The organism is Corynebacterium pollutisoli (genome assembly GCF_900177745.1).
Taxonomy (GTDB): domain Bacteria; phylum Actinomycetota; class Actinomycetes; order Mycobacteriales; family Mycobacteriaceae; genus Corynebacterium; species Corynebacterium pollutisoli.
In genome coordinates this window covers 221,023-237,063 of record NZ_FXAR01000001.1, presented here as the reverse complement: position 1 = coordinate 237,063, position 16,041 = coordinate 221,023, and the positions used below count along the sequence as shown (strand labels likewise).

Below are 16,041 nucleotides of genomic sequence, written 5' to 3'. Positions count from 1 at the left end.
TACTCTAGCCCGTCTAGGAGACGGACACCTTATCTTCAACAACCGGGGCGGTTTTTTGTTCCTCGGCCAGCGGGAAGCGGCGGGCGACGGAGGCGTAGACCGCGCCGGTGATGTTGTGCAGGACGGCGGCGACGGCACCCGGCAGGGCGGCCTCGGGGCTGAAGAACTTGGCGGACATGCCGGACGCCAGGCCGGCGGACTGGGTACCCACCTCGACGGCCATGGTGCGGTTGTTGGTCTCGGGCAGGCGGAAGACCTTGCCGGTGAGGTAGCCGAGGATGTAGCCGAAGACGTTGTGCAGCAGGACGGCGACGAAGACGATCATGCCGACGGCGGCGAGCCGCTCGGTGTTGTTCGCCACGGTCGGGAAGACGACGCCACCGATGCCGAGGATGGAGATCCACGGCAGCACCGGGGAGATGAGGCCGATCCACTTGTCCAGGAAGTAGCGCAGGACGAGGCCGCCGATGACGGGCAGGAGGACGGTTTGGACGAGGGTGAGGGCCATGCCGGCACCGTCGACCTCGGTGCGCTGGTTGGCCAGGGCCAGCATGAGCATGGGGGTGACGATCGGCGAGAGCAGCGTCGAGACGGAGGTCATCGCGACGGACAGGGCGACGTCGCCCTTGGCCAGGAAGGTTATGACGTTCGACGAGGTGCCGCCGGGCACGGAGCCGAGCATGAGCAGGCCGACGGCCAGCGCCTCGTTGAGGCCCAGCATCCGGGCGACGGCGATGGCGGCGAGGGGCATGATGACGAACTGCGCGACGACGCCGAGCAGGATGGCCCACGGGCGGCGGGCGATCTCCTGGAAGTCGGGGATCGTCAGCGTCAGGCCCATGCCGAACATGATGATCATGAGGAAGTACGTGATGTACTCCGACCACGGCTGGAACGGCGCCGGGAAGAAGAAGGCGATCGCGGTGCCGACGAGGATGAACAGGGGGAAGGCGGTCACCGCGATGGCGGCGGAACGGTCCTCACGGGACCGGAACACGGCAGACATGGGTCCTCCGGAAAGTGGTGGTGACTACCTCGTGCCAACGGCTGGTGGGTCCCGTGTCCGAGGAGTGGGTGCGCGGTGAGGACACTATAAGACTCTTATGAGCGCACCATTTCCATGAGGTGGCGCAGAATGCGGGCACCGTCGACGCGCAGCCCGTTGTGCTGGTAGCCGGCGGTCTCCCACACGCGCAGGTCCCGGAAATGCGCGGCGGTGTCGAGGGAGAGCTCACGGGGCACGAAGATGTCGTCGCGGTAGACGGCCGCCGCGCACACCGCCGACGCCTCCCCCAGGGCGGCGACGTCGTACTGCGACTCCCACTCGCGCGCCGCCAGCTCCTCTGCGACCGGGCGGAAGGCGCGCAGGGCGGGGTCCTCCTCGAACTGCCACGGGAAGATGTGCTCGCCGGTGAGCAGGACGTCGAACTCCTCGCGGACGCGGTGCGCCGCCCAGGCGGGGGTGCCGGCGTAGATCGTCTCGTGGATGACGGCGTAGAGCGGGGCGGCCTCGAAGGACAGGCGCGTGGACAGGTCGGCGAGGGCGTCGCCGTGGAGTCGTTTCTCGCCGCGGATGTGGTGGAAGGGGGCGTCGAGAAGCAGGGCGAGGTTCTCGAAGCCCGCCCCGCGCCCGAGTTCGATGCCGATGGTGCGGAAACGGCGCGACGACAACCGCTCGCCGGTGGGCAGGCGCTCGTCGGAGTTGTCGAGGTGGTGGCAGATCTCGCGGATGCGATCCTCCGCGAAGGGCACCGCGTCGAGGAAGTGCTGCTGGCGGGCGGCGAGCTTGGCGTAGGTGGCGCGGTAGGTGTCCTCCGCCGACACCAGGCCGGGCAGCCCGCCGGTGAGGTAGGCGTAGCGGATCGCATCGGGGTGGGTGGAGAGGTAGGTGGTGATGCAGAATCCGCCGAAGGACTGGCCGAGCACGTCCCACCGGCCGAGACCGAGGGCGGCGCGGAAGGCCTCGGCGTCGGCGACGATGTCGCGGGCGCGGAGGTGGGAGAGGTGGGTGGCGTCGAGAAGCGCGGGGTCGGCGTGCCGGTCGAGGCGGGTGGAACGACCCGTGCCGCGCTGGTCGAGGAGGAACACGCGGTGATGCCGGAGCGCCTCGCGCAGCCACCCGTCGAGGGGGACGCGCGCGGGGTAGCCGGGGCCGCCCTGGAGGAAGAGCAGCGGGGGCCGGGAGTCGTCGGTGGACAGCTCGCGGCAGAACACCTCGATGTCCTCGCCGGGGTACCAGGAGGTGGTGAGGGTGTGGTCGCGGACCGTGAGGTCGCCGTAAATATTCTCGCGGGTGGTGAGCATTGCACCTACTTTAGAGGGTATGGACGATCTCCTGACCGCCGGCCGGATGCGCATGAGCCCCGCCGGCGCCCACGTGACCAGCACCGACACCGACCACGGGGAGCTGTTCTACCTCTCCTCCACCACGGGTTCCCCGATCCGCGGCGGCATCCCCGTCATCGCCCCCGCCTTCGCCGAGCTTCTCGACGGCGAGCCCCGCCACGGCTGGGCCCGCACCGCCGACTGGCGCGTGACGACGGACGGCATGGGTTTCAACGCGCAGCTCGTCAACGACGGCCTCCACCTCACCCTCAGCGTCAAGGAACGGGCCGACGGCATGCGCATCGAGCTGCACATGCGCAACGAATCCCCCGACACCCGCCGCGTGCAGATGGGCTTCCACCCCTACTTCCTCGTCGACGACGTCCGCGAGGTACGGGTCGAGGGCCTCGCCGGGGTGTCCTTCACCGACCGTTTCACCGACCGGGAATCGGTGCAGGAGGGGACGCTGCTTATCGACGCCCCCGTCGACCGCATCTTCCGGGAGGCGCGGCAGGTGCGCATCGTCGACAAGCAGCGGGTGATCACGGTGACCCCGGACGGGGCCGACGCCACCGTGGTGTGGAATCCGGGCGAGGCCGACATGAAGGATGTCGGCCCCGGGGAATGGTCGCGGTTCCTGTGCGTCGAACCCGCGATCCTCGGGGAGGATCTCGACGGAGTCGACCTGGCGCGGGACGAGCAGCTGCGTCTGGCGATGACCGTGACGGTCAGCCCTTCCTGACCGTCAGCTGCCAGCTGGCGTCACCGGTGGCGTGGAAATCGGTGACCTCGTGGCCGTTGTTCGCGGCCCACTGCGGGATGGTCTCGGTGCCCTGGGTGCAGTCGAAGTCGATGACCAGTTCCTCGCCGGACTCCAGGGTGTCGAGCACGTCCTTCGTCTCGATGAGCGGGAAGGGGCACACGGCACCCATCTGGTCGAGGGCGTAGCGGCCCTCGCCGAGCGGGCGGGCCTTCTTCACGCGCGGGGCGGTCTGCAGGGCGACGGCACCGGTGGCGACCTGGAAGGGCAGGACGCGGTCCTCGGCGGAGGAGGGGGCCGCCTCGGCAACGGGGGTGGGGGTGGCGGCCGGCTTGAGCCAGATCCTGGCGCCGGCGCCGACGCCGAGCGCGATGAACAGCAGGGCGATCCAGCCCTGGTAGCTGAACAGGGCGGTCTGAACCATGCCGTTGCCGACGGTGCAGCCACCGGCCAGCGCGGCGCCGACGCCCATCATGCAGCCGCCGACGACGGCGCGGGTGGCGGTGGTGGCGTCCGGGACGCGGAGGCGGAACTCGCCGGTGGCCCGGGCGGCGGCGAAGGCACCGATGAACAGGCCGAGGACGAGCATGACGCCCCAGTCGAGGCGCTCGACGTCGCCGGTGGTGATGAAGGTGGCGATGTTGGCGGACGGGGTGGTGATGCCCAGGCCGGAGTTGCGGCCGGCGGCGGCGGACAGCGGCCACGCGATGACGCCGATGAGTCCGACGAGGGCACCCGCGGTGTAGAGGTGCAGGGGGCGCTTCCAGAACGGGACGTCGAGGCGGACGGCCTTCTTCTCGGTGGCCAGGTAGTGGCGCGCGGCGAGCGCGGTGCCGATGGCCAGCGGGATGGCGAAGAACCAGGCGGAGACGCCGAAGCTGGCGGGCAGCGTGGTCAGGGACGTCTCCCAGCTGCTCAGCCCGCCGTTGAGCCAGGTGAGCGCGCCGGTGTTCATGGCTGCGGCGGACAGAGCGTAGAAGACGAGGGCGAGCCACGAGCCGATGAGGCCCTCCGCCGAGCGGAACCACGTTCCGGAGGCGCAGCCACCGGCGAGGATGATGCCCAGGCCGAAGATGAAGCCGCCGACGATGACGGCGACCGGGGCGAAGTTACCGTAGCTCGGGGTGATGACGCCGAGGCTGGTGAGCGCGGCGATGCCCAGGGCGTGGACGGAGATGACGATGAACAGTGCCACCGTGGTGCGCCACGTCTTCTGCAGGAAGATGTCGCGGAGCATGCCCGTGACACAGAACCGCCCGCGCTGCATGACGATGCCGAGGACCGCTCCCACGGCCAGACCGGTGAGGATCATGGATGACGCCTTTCGTGTGATGATTTTGCTAGACAGGAAGGTACATCATTGCGAACCAGCCTGTCTAGGTTTGGAGACCGATCGGTTCATTCGGCCCAGGGACTATCCTGATTCCCATGATGGAGACACCCCCGCCCCGGCCCAGCGCCTGGCAGTTGTTCACTGCCTTCCACTCCCCCGGGCGGCGCTGGCCCGGCGCGCTGCGCGCCGGGCTGGCCATGGGACTGCCGGGCACGGTGGCGATCCTCCTCGGCTTCGAGGCTGAGCTGCTGCTCATCGCCGCGGGCTCCTTCACCGTCATCCACGGCGAGGGCTACGCCTACCGCGCCCGCTGGAAGGTACTGCTCACCGCAGGGGCGCTGTTCATCACCGGCGCGGTGGCGGGCGCCTTCGTGGGCACGGTCGTGTGGGGGCAGATCGAGGCGGGGGCCACCCGGTGGTGGCTGCTGCTCACCGTCGCGTTCGCCACCGCCATCGCCGGGGTGGGCATCTACGTGGCCAACGCCCTGCGCCTGCCGCCGCCGGGGCCGTGGTTCATCCTGCTGGTCACCGGCGCCTCCACCATGACCCACCGCCTCGACCTCAACCCCGTGGAGGTCGGGGCGTGGGCCGGCGTCGGCGTGCTCAGCTCCGTCCTCGTCGGCATGGCCCCGGCGCTGCTCAACCCGCGCGGCCCGGAGGAGGACGCGGTGCGGGTCCTCGAGGCGGCGGTGGCGGACAGTGACGGGAGCGTCGAGAAGCTCCACCAGGCGCAGACCGCCGTCACCCACGCCTGGTTCACGCTGGCCGACGCCCGCGCCATCCACGCCGGACGCATCGTCGACGCCTCCGGCCTGGCGGAACGCACCCTCGCCGCGCAGGCGACGCTGGTCGGCACCGGCAGCCGGGCGGTCGACGAGATCTCCGACAACCGCAACTACCTCGACGTGGACCGGGTGAAGGTGCCGCACACGCGGCCGTCAATAAGCTACCGCCTCTACCGCTCCATCCACCCCGACAGCCACGCCATGATGACGGCCACCCGCGTCATGCTCGCCTGCCTCGGCGCCGGCGTGACGAGCATCGCGCTCGGGTTCAACCGCCCCGACTGGGCCATCGTGTCGACGCTGCTCATCCTGCAGTGGGGGCCCGACAAGGTGCCCGGCACCATCCGCGGCGTCCACCGCTTCCTCGGGTCCGTGCTCGGCGTCGGGCTGTTCGGGGTGCTGTATCTTCTCGACGTCCACGCCTGGACCCTCATGCTCGCCCTGTCGGTGTGCCTGTTCTTCTCGGAGATCTTCGTCACCCGCAACTACGCCCTGGCCGTTATCTTCACCACCCCGGTGGCGCTCATGCTCGGCGGCGCACTGCAGGAACCGGTCGGGGTGACCGTGTACGAACGCGTCATCGAGATCGCCTTCTCCGTCATCTTCGCCCTCGCCCTCCTGTGGCTCTACCGCTCCGACGCCGAACCCGCCCACCATCTGCGCCTGCAGCTGCGCTGCCGCCGGGCGATGGAGTCCCTTCTCGGCGCCCTGCTCACCTCCGCCCCGGACGAGGCCCTCGAGCAGCGCCGCGACCTGCAGTACGAGCTGCTCAGCGAACGCCGCGCCGCCCAGTCGCTGTCGCGCAACAACCCGGACGTCGCCACGCAGCGCTGGGAGGAGCACCTCCACCTGCAGCGCACCGGCTACGCCCTCCTCGACTACTGCGAGGCCCACGGTGACACCCGCCTGCCCTTCGGCGACATCCAGTCCGTCGCGGAGCGGATCAGCTGAACAGCACCGCCTGCACGTCCACCTGCCGGACCGGGCGCATGTCCCACGCGTCCTGGCCGACGTCGACCAGCCCCGCACCCGTATCCGGGTGTGCGGAGTGCAGGTGCCCGTGGACGATGTACTCGGCGTGCAACCGCACCTCGTCGTGCCGCGAGGGCATACCCGGATGATCCATCCCCGGGCGCGGGAAATGGTTGAGGTAGACGGTCCGCCCCTCCCACTTGAGCTTCTGGTACGCCTGCACCGAGTGGAAGACGTCGAGGAACATCCGCTGCGTCTTGTGCGAGGAACGGTGGATGGGGTGGCAGGAGTCGTGGTTGCCCGGCGTCAGGTGCATCTCCAGGTGCGCGCCGTGGACGCGCAGCAGCTGCAGCGCACGGCGTTCCTCCTCGGAGGAACCGCGCGAGAGATCACCGAGGATCCACAGGCGGTCGCCCTTCGGCAGGTCACGGATCCCGGCGAGCACCGCCTCATCATGCTTCTCGACGTCGTCGAAGCCCCGCAGCCGGGCCACGAAATGGTGCCCCAGGTGCAGGTCGGAGGTGAGCCAGACGTCCACGGTCACTTACCCGCCGCGACCTGCTCCAGCGCCTGGCGGAACACCTCGACCGGCTGGGCACCGGAGACCGCCAGGCGGCCGTCGAAGACGAAGAACGGCACGCCCTGCACGCCGATCTGACGGGCCAGGGCGATGTCCTCGGCGACCTCACGGGCGTAGGCCGTCTCGTCGGCGAGCACCGAGTCGACGTCCTGCGCGGCGAGCCCGACCTCGGCGGCCAGCTCGCGCAGCTGGGCGTGGTCGGCGATGTTCTTCCCCTCCGTGAAGTAGGCGCGCTTGACCAGTTCATCCCACTCGATACCCTTGTCGTCCTCGCGGGCGAGCACCCCGAGGCGGTGGGCGTCCATGGTGTTGACCATGTGGGAATCGCGCCAGTTGAACTCCAGCCCGACCTCCGCGGCGCGGGCGGCCAGGCCGTCGTTCATGGCGACGACCTGGGCCTCACTCATCCCCTTGATGCGGGTGAGGTAATCCAGCGCGTTGCCCGTCGACTCCTTCGGGGCCTCCGGGTCGAGCTGGAAACTCCGCCACACGACCTCGACATCATCCCGGCCGGCGAAGGACTCCAGCGCCAGGTTGAGGTGTCTCTCCCCCACCGTGCAGAAGGGGCAGATGTAGTCGGACCAGATGTCGATTCTCATGCCCCCACGTTAGCGATCCCACACGCGGTGCGCCTCGAGCAGCGGGGTGAGCTTCTCGACGGCCTCCCCGAGCCCGGTGAGCTCGACGACGCCCGGCGCGCCGGTGTCGACGTGCACCGGGTCCAACCCGGCGAGCAGCGCGATGGCCTTCTGGTGGCGGAACGCCTCTGCCAGCAGCACGGCCACCTCGGGGCGGTCGGCGATGTCCGCCACGACGACGGCGTCGAACTCGATGGAGCGGGCGGTGTCGTAGGTGCGGGACACCCCGTCGCCACCGTGCTCGGCGACGACGAGCGGCACCATCCCGGCTGCGGCGATGTCGGCGGCGAGGGCGGTGACCTGCTCCTGCGGGGTGTCAGCCGTGGTGAGGATGCCGATCTGGCGGCCGTCGACCGGCCAGGTGCGGCCGATCTGAGACAGCGCCGGCGACGGGGTGACGTCGGCCAGCTTCGCCTTGTCCGGGGCGGGCAGGCCGAGATTCTTCGCGACGGTCGCGGCCAGGCCCGTGTCGATGTGCGCCAGGTTGTCGACCTGGCGGATCTTGATGTTCTTCTCGTAGCACTTGCCCAGCTCGAAGGAGTAGGCGGCGGCGACGTGCTCCTGCTCGGTCTCCGTGAGGGAGAGGTAGAACAGGCGGGCCTGGGAGAAGTGGTCGTCGAAGCTGGCGGACTGCTCCCGGGTGACGGTGGACTCGGGCAGGGCGACGGGGACGTCGATACGCGCGCCCTCGGTGGTGGGCTGCGGGTTGCCGCCGTCGAGGGAGTTGGGGTGGTACGGGGCGACGCCCACGTGCGCACCGACCTGGTGCATGCCGTCGCGGAACATGTCGTTGACCGGGGCCTGCGGGCGGTTGACCGGCAGCTGGTTGAAGTTGGGTCCGCCCAGGCGGGAGATCTGGGTGTCGATGTAGGAGAACAGGCGGCCCTGCAGCAGCGGGTCGGCGGTGACGTCGATGCCCGGGGGCAGGTGCGCCGGGTGGAAGGCGACCTGCTCGGTCTGCTCGAAGTAGTTCGTGGGGTTGGCAGCCAGGGTCATCGTGCCGATGATCGTCACGGGGGCCAGCTCCTCGGGGACGAGCTTGGTGGGGTCGAGGAGGTCGATTCCCTCGAAGGTTTCCTCCGGGGTGTCCGGGAAGACCTGGACCCCGAGGTCCCACTGCGGCAGGGCGCCGGACTCGATGGCGTCGGCCAGGTCGCGGCGGTGGAAGTCGGGGTCGACGCCGCCGGTGATCTGCGCCTCCTCCCAGATCTGGGAGTGGACACCGAGGCGCGGCTTCCAGTGGAACTTCACCAGGGTGGTCTCGCCGGCGTCGTTGCTCAGGCGGAAGGTGTGGACACCGAAGCCCTCCATCATGCGGTAGGAGCGCGGGATGCCGCGGTCGGACATGTTCCAGATGGTGTGGTGCTGCGCCTCGGTGTGCAGGGAGACGAAGTCCCAGAAGGTGTCGTGGGCGCTCTGCGCCTGCGGGATCTCGCGGTCCGGGTGCGGCTTGCCGGCGTGGATGATGTCGGGGAACTTGATGCCGTCCTGGATGAAGAAGACCGGTATGTTGTTGCCCACCAGGTCCCACGTGCCCTCGTCGGTGTAGAACTTCGTGGCGAAACCGCGGGTGTCGCGGACGGTGTCGGCGGAGCCGCGGGAGCCGAGGACCGTCGAGAAGCGGACGAAGACCGGGGTCTCCTTGCCGTCGGCGAACACACCGGCGGAGCAGATGTCGGCGGCGGCACCGTTGGCGCGGAAGATGCCGTGCGCGCCGGCGCCGCGGGCGTGGACGACGCGCTCCGGGATGCGCTCGTGGTCGAAGTGGGTGATCTTCTCGCGCAGGTGGTGGTCCTGCAGGAGCACCGGGCCGCGGGCACCCGCCTTGAGCGAGCGGTCCGTCTCGGGCACGCGGGTGCCGGTGGAGGTGGTGAGGTACTCGCCCTGCTGGGCGCGGGGGTCGGTGTCGGCGCCGGGGTGGAAGGGGCAGCCGGAGGCGGTCACCCGGGCGGTGGCCATCTGGTCGTTCTTGGGCGGCAGCGGCGGGGCGGGGGTGGTGGGTTCGTCGACGGGTGCGGGCTGCGGGCCGGGGACGCCGGGAGGCTGGGGCTGGTTGTGCTGGGACACGTGTCTTCCTTTCTCAGGGGGTGGTGCGCGCCACAGTACTCCTTTAAATCAGTTCCGTCTTATGTGAGTGGAGAAACGTACAGTGGCGACCACACATCAACAGGAAGGAATACATCATGACCGACAACACCACCCGCGAGGACATCGTCAAGGAGATGCGCGACGAGCGTTTCGTCATGCTCACCTCGAAGTCCGACACCGGCCGCCTCCACTCCCACCCGATGACCCCGCTCGAGGTCACCGGCACCGCGGACGCCTACTTCTTCATCAAGCTCGACACCGGTCACGCCGACAATCTCCGCCACGACCCGAACGTCAACCTGGCCTTCACCGACAGCTCGACGTGGCTGTCCGTGTCCGGCAAGGCCACCTTCCTCGAGGGCGAGGAGAAGACCCGCAAGGTCGCCGACCTGTGGACCGACGCGGCCGAGGCCTACTACTCCGGCCCCTCCGATCCGCAGCTCGGCGTCGTACGCGTGACCACCGAGACCGCGCAGCTGTGGAACCAGAAGGGCGGCGCGATCGGTGCACTCGTGGACTTCGCCAAGATGAAGATGACCGGCGACAAGCCGGCCGGCGAGTCCGACACACTCAGCCTGTAGAGACATGCGGGGACCACAATAAGTGGTCCCTACTGCCGAACAGCCTGGAAACGGGCCGCGGAAAGGTGCGCGACCGTGCCACCCCAGCCCGAATACCCCCACGACCTGCACCCCGGCCTCGTCCGGGGCATCGACGTCGACGATCAGCGCAACCGCTTCGACCTCGACCGGATCGTCTTCACCGTCACCGCCGTGGCCGTGGTGTCCTTCATCGCTTGGGGCGTCCTCGCCCCGGGGTCGGTGTCGAACGCCTCGGCCACGGCTTTCGACTGGGCCATCGTCAACGCCGGATGGCTGCTCAACATCACCATGGCCCTCGGCCTGGTGGTCATGCTCTACATCGGATTCTCCCGCCTGGGGCGCATCCGCCTGGGCACCGACGACGCCGAGCCCGAGTACAGCCGTTTCTCCTGGGTGGCCACGATGTTCGGCGCGGGCATCGGCGTGGGCATCTTCTTCTACGGCCCCTCCGAGCCGCTCGCCTACTTCGTCTCCCCGCCGCCGCACACCGTGGAGGCGGGCACCGCGGCTGCGGTCCACCAGGCCGTCGCCCAGGCGCACTTCCACTGGGGACTCACCCCGTGGGCCATGTACGCGCTGGTCGGCGGCGCGATCGCGTACTCCTCGTACCGCCGCGGCCGCGTGCCCCTCATCTCCTCGGTGTTCAAGCCACTGTTCGGTTCGCGCAGCACCGACGGTATCGTCGGCAAGATCATCGACATGATGGCCATCATCGCCACCCTCTTCGGCACGGCCGCCACCCTGGGACTCTCCGCGGTGCAGATCGGCCAGGGCGTCGAGATCGTCTCCGGCGCGGGGCCGCTGGCCAACAACGCGCTGCTCATCATCGGCATCCTGTCGGTGGGCTTCATCCTCTCCGCCGTGTCGGGCGTGGCCCGCGGCATCCGCTGGCTGTCCAACATCAACATCTCCCTCACCCTCGGGCTCGTGGCCTTCGTCTTCCTGCTCGGGCCGACGCTGTTCCTGTTCAACCTCGTCCCCTCCGGCGTCGCCGTGTACCTCGACGAGTTCCTGCCGATGGTCTCCAAGTCCCTGTCCTGGGGCGAGGAGACGGTGGAGTTCCAGGGCTGGTGGACCGCGTTCTACTGGGCGTGGTGGATCGCGTGGACCCCGTTCGTCGGCATGTTCATCGCCAAGATCTCCCGCGGCCGCACGCTGCGCGAGTTCGTGCTGGTCACCATGCTGGCTCCGACCGCCATCCTCATCCTGGCGTTCACCATCTTCGGCGGTACCACCGTGCGCCTCAGCCAGGAGGGGGTCGCCGGCTTCGACGGCAACGCCTCCCCGCAGCAGGTGCTCTTCGACATGTTCGCGCAGCTGCCGCTGGCGCAGATCACCCCGTTCCTGCTCATGGCCGTGCTGGCGATCTTCTTCATCACCTCCGCGGACTCCGCCTCCGTGGTCATGGGCACGATGTCCTCGCGCGGTAACCCCTCCCCGAGCAAGCTCGTCGTCGTGTTCTGGGGCCTGTGCATGATGGGCATCGCGGTGGTCATGCTGCTCGCCGGCGGCGAGACCACCCTCACCGCGCTGCAGAACCTCACCATCCTCATCGCGCTGCCGTTCTCCGTGGTGCTGCTGGCGATGATGGTCGCCTTCGTCCGGGACCTGCGCACCGACCCGGCGGCGATCCGCCGGACCTACGCCCGCACGGCCGTCGAGAATGCGGTGGTCCGCGGCCTGGAGGAGCACGGCGACGATTTCGAGCTCACCGTCGCCCCCTCCCCCGACGGCCGCGGCGCGGGCGCGGACTTCGACTCGACCTCCGAGAAGGTCACCGAGTGGTACCAGCGCACCGACGAGGACGGCAACGCCGTCGACTACGACTACGAGACCGGTGAGTGGGCCGACGGGTGGACGGAGTCGACCGGCGGCGGGCCCGACTCCACCAACAACACAAAGCGGTAACGTCCCCTTCGCTTATCTTCACTTCCTCACTCGTGCGGCCTAACATGTGATGCAGGTAACACAATGCGAGAGGAGTGAGCAGTCGTGGATCTCAAACAGAGAGCGCGTACGGAACAGTTCACCGTCGAACTCGTCCGCGCCATGCCCCACCTGACCGTCAGCCAGGCGGTGTCCGCCGCCATGCAGCTGTCGGAGTCCATGGAACTACCCCGTTTCGAGGACTTCGGGTCCCTGGTCACCCTGGTCAACGGCCTCCAGCTGCGCCCCGCCTTCGAGTGGGAGCTCTTCGGGTACGAACCCGTCGACGATGCCCTGCCCATCCGGCTGGAGGTCCCCCACGAGCCCGGCCGCAACCAGCGGATCCATTTCGAGGACCACTACCTGTCCACCCACACCCGGCGCGTGCATCCCCCGGGGGTGCACCTGCCGGACTACCGCGATTCGGTCGGCGGGTGGCGAAAGCGGCTCGGGTACGTCACCCGGCCCTCCCTGGAGTACACGGCGTTCACCTCGGCGGCGGCGAACCGGAAGATCCCCATGCGACGCGTCGAGATGCTGGGCAACCTGTGGAAGATCGGCGCCGTGGCCACGTGGGAGAATGACCGCGACGGCGAGACGTCGTGGTGCCACGTCGGACGTCATCCCCTGCCGGGCGAGTCCCCGCACCCGGAGATAACGGAGCACGACGCCTGGTACCACCTGCGGATTCACCCGGAGATCGGGCGTGATGTCATCGTCGAGATCGCCCGCTGCCTGGCGGAGATCCACCTGGGGTACGTCGAGAAGCTGTGGGACGCCCCGCCACCGGAGGGCGCGCAGCGCGGGCCCGAGTCGGAGGCCGCCGCCTACATCGCGCTGGAGCGCCTGTGGATCCCGCAGCGCAGCCGCCGCACCGACTGGTATCGCCGCTACACCGCGGGGGAGCCGATGCCGGTCGAGTTCCGCTGGAACGCCGTCTTCCGCGTCGCGGAGCAGATCGAGGATCTGCTGCGTGGAGACACCGCCCCCGTCACCGCCTATGCTGGAGGTTCGTAAGTACAGACATAGCCACACATAAGGAGCGGTGTTGCAGCGATACACCGCCGGTGAGCAGAATCTGGCGGTGAGCTTCGCGTTCATCGCCGGATTCGTCGACTCCATCGGCTTCATCTTCCTCGGCGGCGTCTTCCTGTCCTTCATGTCGGGCAACACCACGCGCATCGCCACCGCCGCCGTCGACGGCAACCCGGATCTCGCCTGGCTGGCCGGTTCGGCGGTCATCTTCTTCCTCCTCGGCGTCATGGAGGGCGCGCTCGTCCGCCGCCTGGCGAAACGCCGCGTGCGCCCGGACCAGGTCCGCGAGGTCGTCATGATCAACATGTGCGTCCTGTTCACCGTCGCCGCGTTGCTCGTGCTTGTCGACGCCCCCCGCGCCGCCATCATCGTCGCCTCCCTCGGTATCGGTTCCATGAACTCGATCTTCGAGCGCGAGGGCGAGGTGTCCATCCCGCTGACGTACATGACGGGCACGCTGGTGAAGATGGGGCAACGCTTCGTCGACGCCTTCTTCGGCGGCTCCCATGCGGCGTGGCTCGGGCACCTGAAGATGTGGGCGGGACTGACTGCCGGCGCCTTCACGGGCGCGGTCGTCTACCGCTGGCTGGGCATCAACGCGCTCTACGTCGTGGCGCTGCTCACCTGGGCGGTCACCGTCGTGTCGCTGCTGTGGCGCATGTGGGGACGCCGCCACGCCGTCGGTTCCGTGGTGAAGGTCACCGTCGACCCGTTCTGACTAGAGGAATGTATTCACCCGCGTGTATCTTTTCCTCCCATGCGTAACCTCACCCGCCTCCTCCTGGCCGGCGCTACCTCCCTGGCCCTCCTCCCGGCCCCCGCCCTCGCCCAGGATATCGAGATCCCCGCCGGTTCCGACGCCACCCTGCGCGATCTGGTCATCAGCTCCAACGCCAACCCGACCTCCTCCGGCTCCTCCCTCGACGGGCTCCTCAGCTCCCTGTCGCTCGTGGGCTCCTCGGAACTGCCGCTCGGCGGCCCGCTGCTGTCCAGCGACGACCGCTACCCGATGCCGTACGGCGAGGAGTACGACGTCGCGCGGATCGTCGATAAGCGTGTCGAGCGTGTCGACGAGCGCGTCGAGCGCTGGTTCGTCAAGTCCCCCTCGATGGGTCGCGTCATCGAGGTGCAGATCAAGAAGTCCGCGACCGGTGCGGCGGCCCCGTTCATCTACATGCTCGACGGCATCGGCGGCTCCACCCCGAACTCCGGCTGGATCAACCACGGTGCGGCGGAGCGCGTCTTCGGCAACGAGGAGGCCACCCTCATCATGCCGACCCACGCCGCCGCCTCCCTGTACTCCGACTGGATCGAGGACGACCCGGCACTGGGCCGTAACAAGTGGGAGACCTTCATCACGAAGGAGCTGCACCCGCTGCTCGTCGCCGAGACCGAGCTCAACCACAACGGGAAGAGCGCCATCGGTGGCCTGTCCATGGGTGCCATCGGCGCCGTGCACATCGCCAACACCAACCCGGAGATCTTCGACGCCACCTTCGGCATCTCCGGCTGCTACTCCCCCAACGACAATGTGGGCCGCCAGATGGTCAACCTCGTCGTCGGTTCCCGCGGCGGCGACGTCGAGAACATGTGGGGCCCCTACGGCTCCGCCGAGTGGGACCGCCACGACACGGCCGCCGACCCGGAGGGCCTGCGCGACATGGCCGTCTACCTGTCCGCGGCCGACGGTTCCTTCACCGAGGAGGATGCCGCCTCCTACGATGACGAGCCCTTCTTCAACATGTCCGCCGGTTCCGTCCTCGAGCGCGGTGTGCTCTCCTGCACCGAGAAGCTCGACCGGGCCATGCGGGATGCGGGCATGACGCACCAGGCCGTGGACTACAAGGGGCCGGGCGTGCACAACTGGGCGAACTACAACGAGCAGCTGCAGCCGGCCTGGGACGCGATCAAGAGTTCCCTGTACTGACACCCCTGTTGCCGGACCAGTGGCGCGAGTTCGATGACGACTATCCGCTGCCGACCGACGACTCGATCACCGACGTGAAACTCGTCGAGATCCAGGACGAAAGCCAGCGCCTCGAGCGCTGGGTCGTCTCCTCCCCCTCCATGAAGCGCAACGTCGAGGTGCAGATCTGGCACGCCGCCGACGGCTCGGTTAAGTCCCCGATGCTCTACATGCTCGACGGTGTCGATGCCCCGCGCGGCAACGGCTGGCTGAGCGTCGGCGCCGCCCGCGAGGTGTTCGCCGACGAGAACGTCACCCTCGTCCTGCCGACCCAGGCCCGGGCCTCCAACTACTCTGACTGGGTCAACGAGGACCCGACCCTCGGTCTGCACATGTGGGAGACCTTCCTCACCGAGGAACTGCCTCGGGTTCTCGAGGGCCCGGACAGCAGCATCAACTTCAATGGCCAGCGTGGCATCGGCGGCCTGTCCATGGGCGCCAACGGTGCCGTCCACATCGCCAACACGAACCCGGACATGTTCGACGGTGTCTTCGGTATCTCCGGCTGCTACTCCCCCATGAGCCCGGTCGGTCGCCAGATGGCCAGCTTTGTCGTCACCTCCCGCGGTGGCGTGCTGGAGAACATGTGGGGCCCCTACGGTTCCGAGGAGTGGATCCGCCACGACGCCGCCCTCGACCCGTCCGGCCTCGCCGACCAGGCGGTGTACCTCTCCGCCGCCGACGGCACCTTCACCGAGGAGGAGCAGGCCTTCTACGACAATTACGAGATCACCTCCCTCGCCGTCGGCGGCCTCCTGGAGCGCGGCGTGCTCTCCTGCACCCGGGAGCTCGACGACGCCATGCAGGCCGCCGGCATGGACCACCACGAGGCGCACTACAAGGAGGGTGGCGCCCACAACTGGATCCAGTTCAACCAGGAGCTCCAGCCCGCGTGGGACCACATCAAGCCCGCGCTGACCCGACCCTAGAGGCCCCTCGTGCCGGCCGCCGGCCACGAGAATTCGCACCGGATGGAATCACCGCATGCAGCACCAGCTCACCCCCAAAGCACCGCGGCGAGGATGTCATCG

14 protein-coding genes are annotated in these 16,041 nt (G+C 68.8%); 8 read left to right on the top strand and 6 right to left on the bottom strand.

What is annotated here, in order from left to right; genetic code table 11:
• Positions 1–13: 13 nt before the first annotated feature.
• Together B9Y70_RS01155 and B9Y70_RS01150 are read right to left on the bottom strand one after the other, a co-directional pair.
• The gene (locus B9Y70_RS01155) at positions 14–1,006 is read right to left on the bottom strand and encodes a bile acid:sodium symporter family protein (RefSeq protein ID WP_143337454.1); all 993 of its coding nucleotides are present in this window, start codon (positions 1,004–1,006) and stop codon (positions 14–16) included.
• 95 nt (positions 1,007–1,101) lie between these two features.
• Positions 1,102–2,304: an alpha/beta fold hydrolase gene (locus B9Y70_RS01150; protein ID WP_085548411.1), complete on the bottom strand. Its 1,203-nt coding sequence runs from the start codon at positions 2,302–2,304 to the stop codon at positions 1,102–1,104.
• Positions 2,305–2,323: 19 nt separating this feature from the next.
• Between B9Y70_RS01150 and B9Y70_RS01145 the strand changes: the two genes are divergently transcribed.
• A complete protein-coding gene (locus B9Y70_RS01145) occupies positions 2,324–3,067 on the top strand; it encodes an aldose epimerase family protein (protein WP_085548410.1) in 744 nt (247 codons plus the stop codon).
• On the opposite strand, the gene B9Y70_RS01140 is transcribed toward B9Y70_RS01145, so the two are convergent.
• The gene (locus B9Y70_RS01140) at positions 3,054–4,397 is read right to left on the bottom strand and encodes a YeeE/YedE thiosulfate transporter family protein (RefSeq protein WP_085548409.1); all 1,344 of its coding nucleotides are present in this window, start codon (positions 4,395–4,397) and stop codon (positions 3,054–3,056) included. The two genes, B9Y70_RS01145 and B9Y70_RS01140, sit on opposite strands and share 14 nt — an antisense overlap.
• A 116-nt stretch (positions 4,398–4,513) precedes the next feature.
• Here B9Y70_RS01140 and B9Y70_RS01135 point away from each other — a divergent pair, with 116 nt between their 5' ends.
• Positions 4,514–6,154 (top strand): FUSC family protein, encoded by a 1,641-nt coding sequence (locus B9Y70_RS01135; protein ID WP_085548408.1) that lies wholly within the window; start codon positions 4,514–4,516, stop codon positions 6,152–6,154.
• Here B9Y70_RS01135 and B9Y70_RS01130 read toward each other — a convergent pair.
• From B9Y70_RS01130 to B9Y70_RS01120, 3 genes are read right to left on the bottom strand one after another with little or no spacing between them, the layout of a single operon-like run.
• On the bottom strand, positions 6,147–6,719 hold the full coding sequence (locus tag B9Y70_RS01130) for a metallophosphoesterase family protein (protein ID WP_338025213.1): 573 nt from the start codon (positions 6,717–6,719) through the stop codon (positions 6,147–6,149). The two genes, B9Y70_RS01135 and B9Y70_RS01130, sit on opposite strands and share 8 nt — an antisense overlap.
• A complete protein-coding gene (locus B9Y70_RS01125) occupies positions 6,716–7,354 on the bottom strand; it encodes a DsbA family oxidoreductase (RefSeq protein WP_085548407.1) in 639 nt (212 codons plus the stop codon). Before B9Y70_RS01125 ends, B9Y70_RS01130 begins: the two co-directional genes overlap by 4 nt.
• Positions 7,355–7,363: 9 nt before the next feature.
• Positions 7,364–9,352, bottom strand: a complete 1,989-nt coding sequence (locus B9Y70_RS01120) for a catalase (RefSeq protein ID WP_085548800.1) — start codon at positions 9,350–9,352, stop codon at positions 7,364–7,366.
• Positions 9,353–9,576: 224 nt separating this feature from the next.
• Between B9Y70_RS01120 and B9Y70_RS01115 the strand changes: the two genes are divergently transcribed.
• From B9Y70_RS01115 to B9Y70_RS01090, 6 genes are all read left to right on the top strand, one after another.
• The gene (locus B9Y70_RS01115; protein ID WP_085548406.1) at positions 9,577–10,062 is read left to right on the top strand and encodes a pyridoxamine 5'-phosphate oxidase family protein; all 486 of its coding nucleotides are present in this window, start codon (positions 9,577–9,579) and stop codon (positions 10,060–10,062) included.
• A gap of 75 nt (positions 10,063–10,137) precedes the next feature.
• Complete coding sequence (locus tag B9Y70_RS01110) at positions 10,138–11,991, top strand: BCCT family transporter (protein WP_240309080.1); 1,854 nt, start codon at positions 10,138–10,140, stop codon at positions 11,989–11,991.
• Between the two features lie 84 nt (positions 11,992–12,075).
• Positions 12,076–13,026: a hypothetical protein gene (locus B9Y70_RS01105; protein ID WP_085548405.1), complete on the top strand. Its 951-nt coding sequence runs from the start codon at positions 12,076–12,078 to the stop codon at positions 13,024–13,026.
• A 31-nt stretch (positions 13,027–13,057) separates the two neighbouring features.
• Complete coding sequence (locus B9Y70_RS01100; protein WP_085548404.1) at positions 13,058–13,762, top strand: YoaK family protein; 705 nt, start codon at positions 13,058–13,060, stop codon at positions 13,760–13,762.
• Between the two features lie 39 nt (positions 13,763–13,801).
• The gene (locus tag B9Y70_RS01095; RefSeq protein WP_085548403.1) at positions 13,802–14,971 is read left to right on the top strand and encodes an alpha/beta hydrolase; all 1,170 of its coding nucleotides are present in this window, start codon (positions 13,802–13,804) and stop codon (positions 14,969–14,971) included.
• Positions 14,972–14,979: 8 nt separating this feature from the next.
• Positions 14,980–15,939, top strand: coding sequence for an alpha/beta hydrolase (locus B9Y70_RS01090; RefSeq protein ID WP_240309079.1), 960 nt, complete (start codon positions 14,980–14,982; stop codon positions 15,937–15,939).
• Positions 15,940–16,041 lie beyond the last annotated feature (102 nt).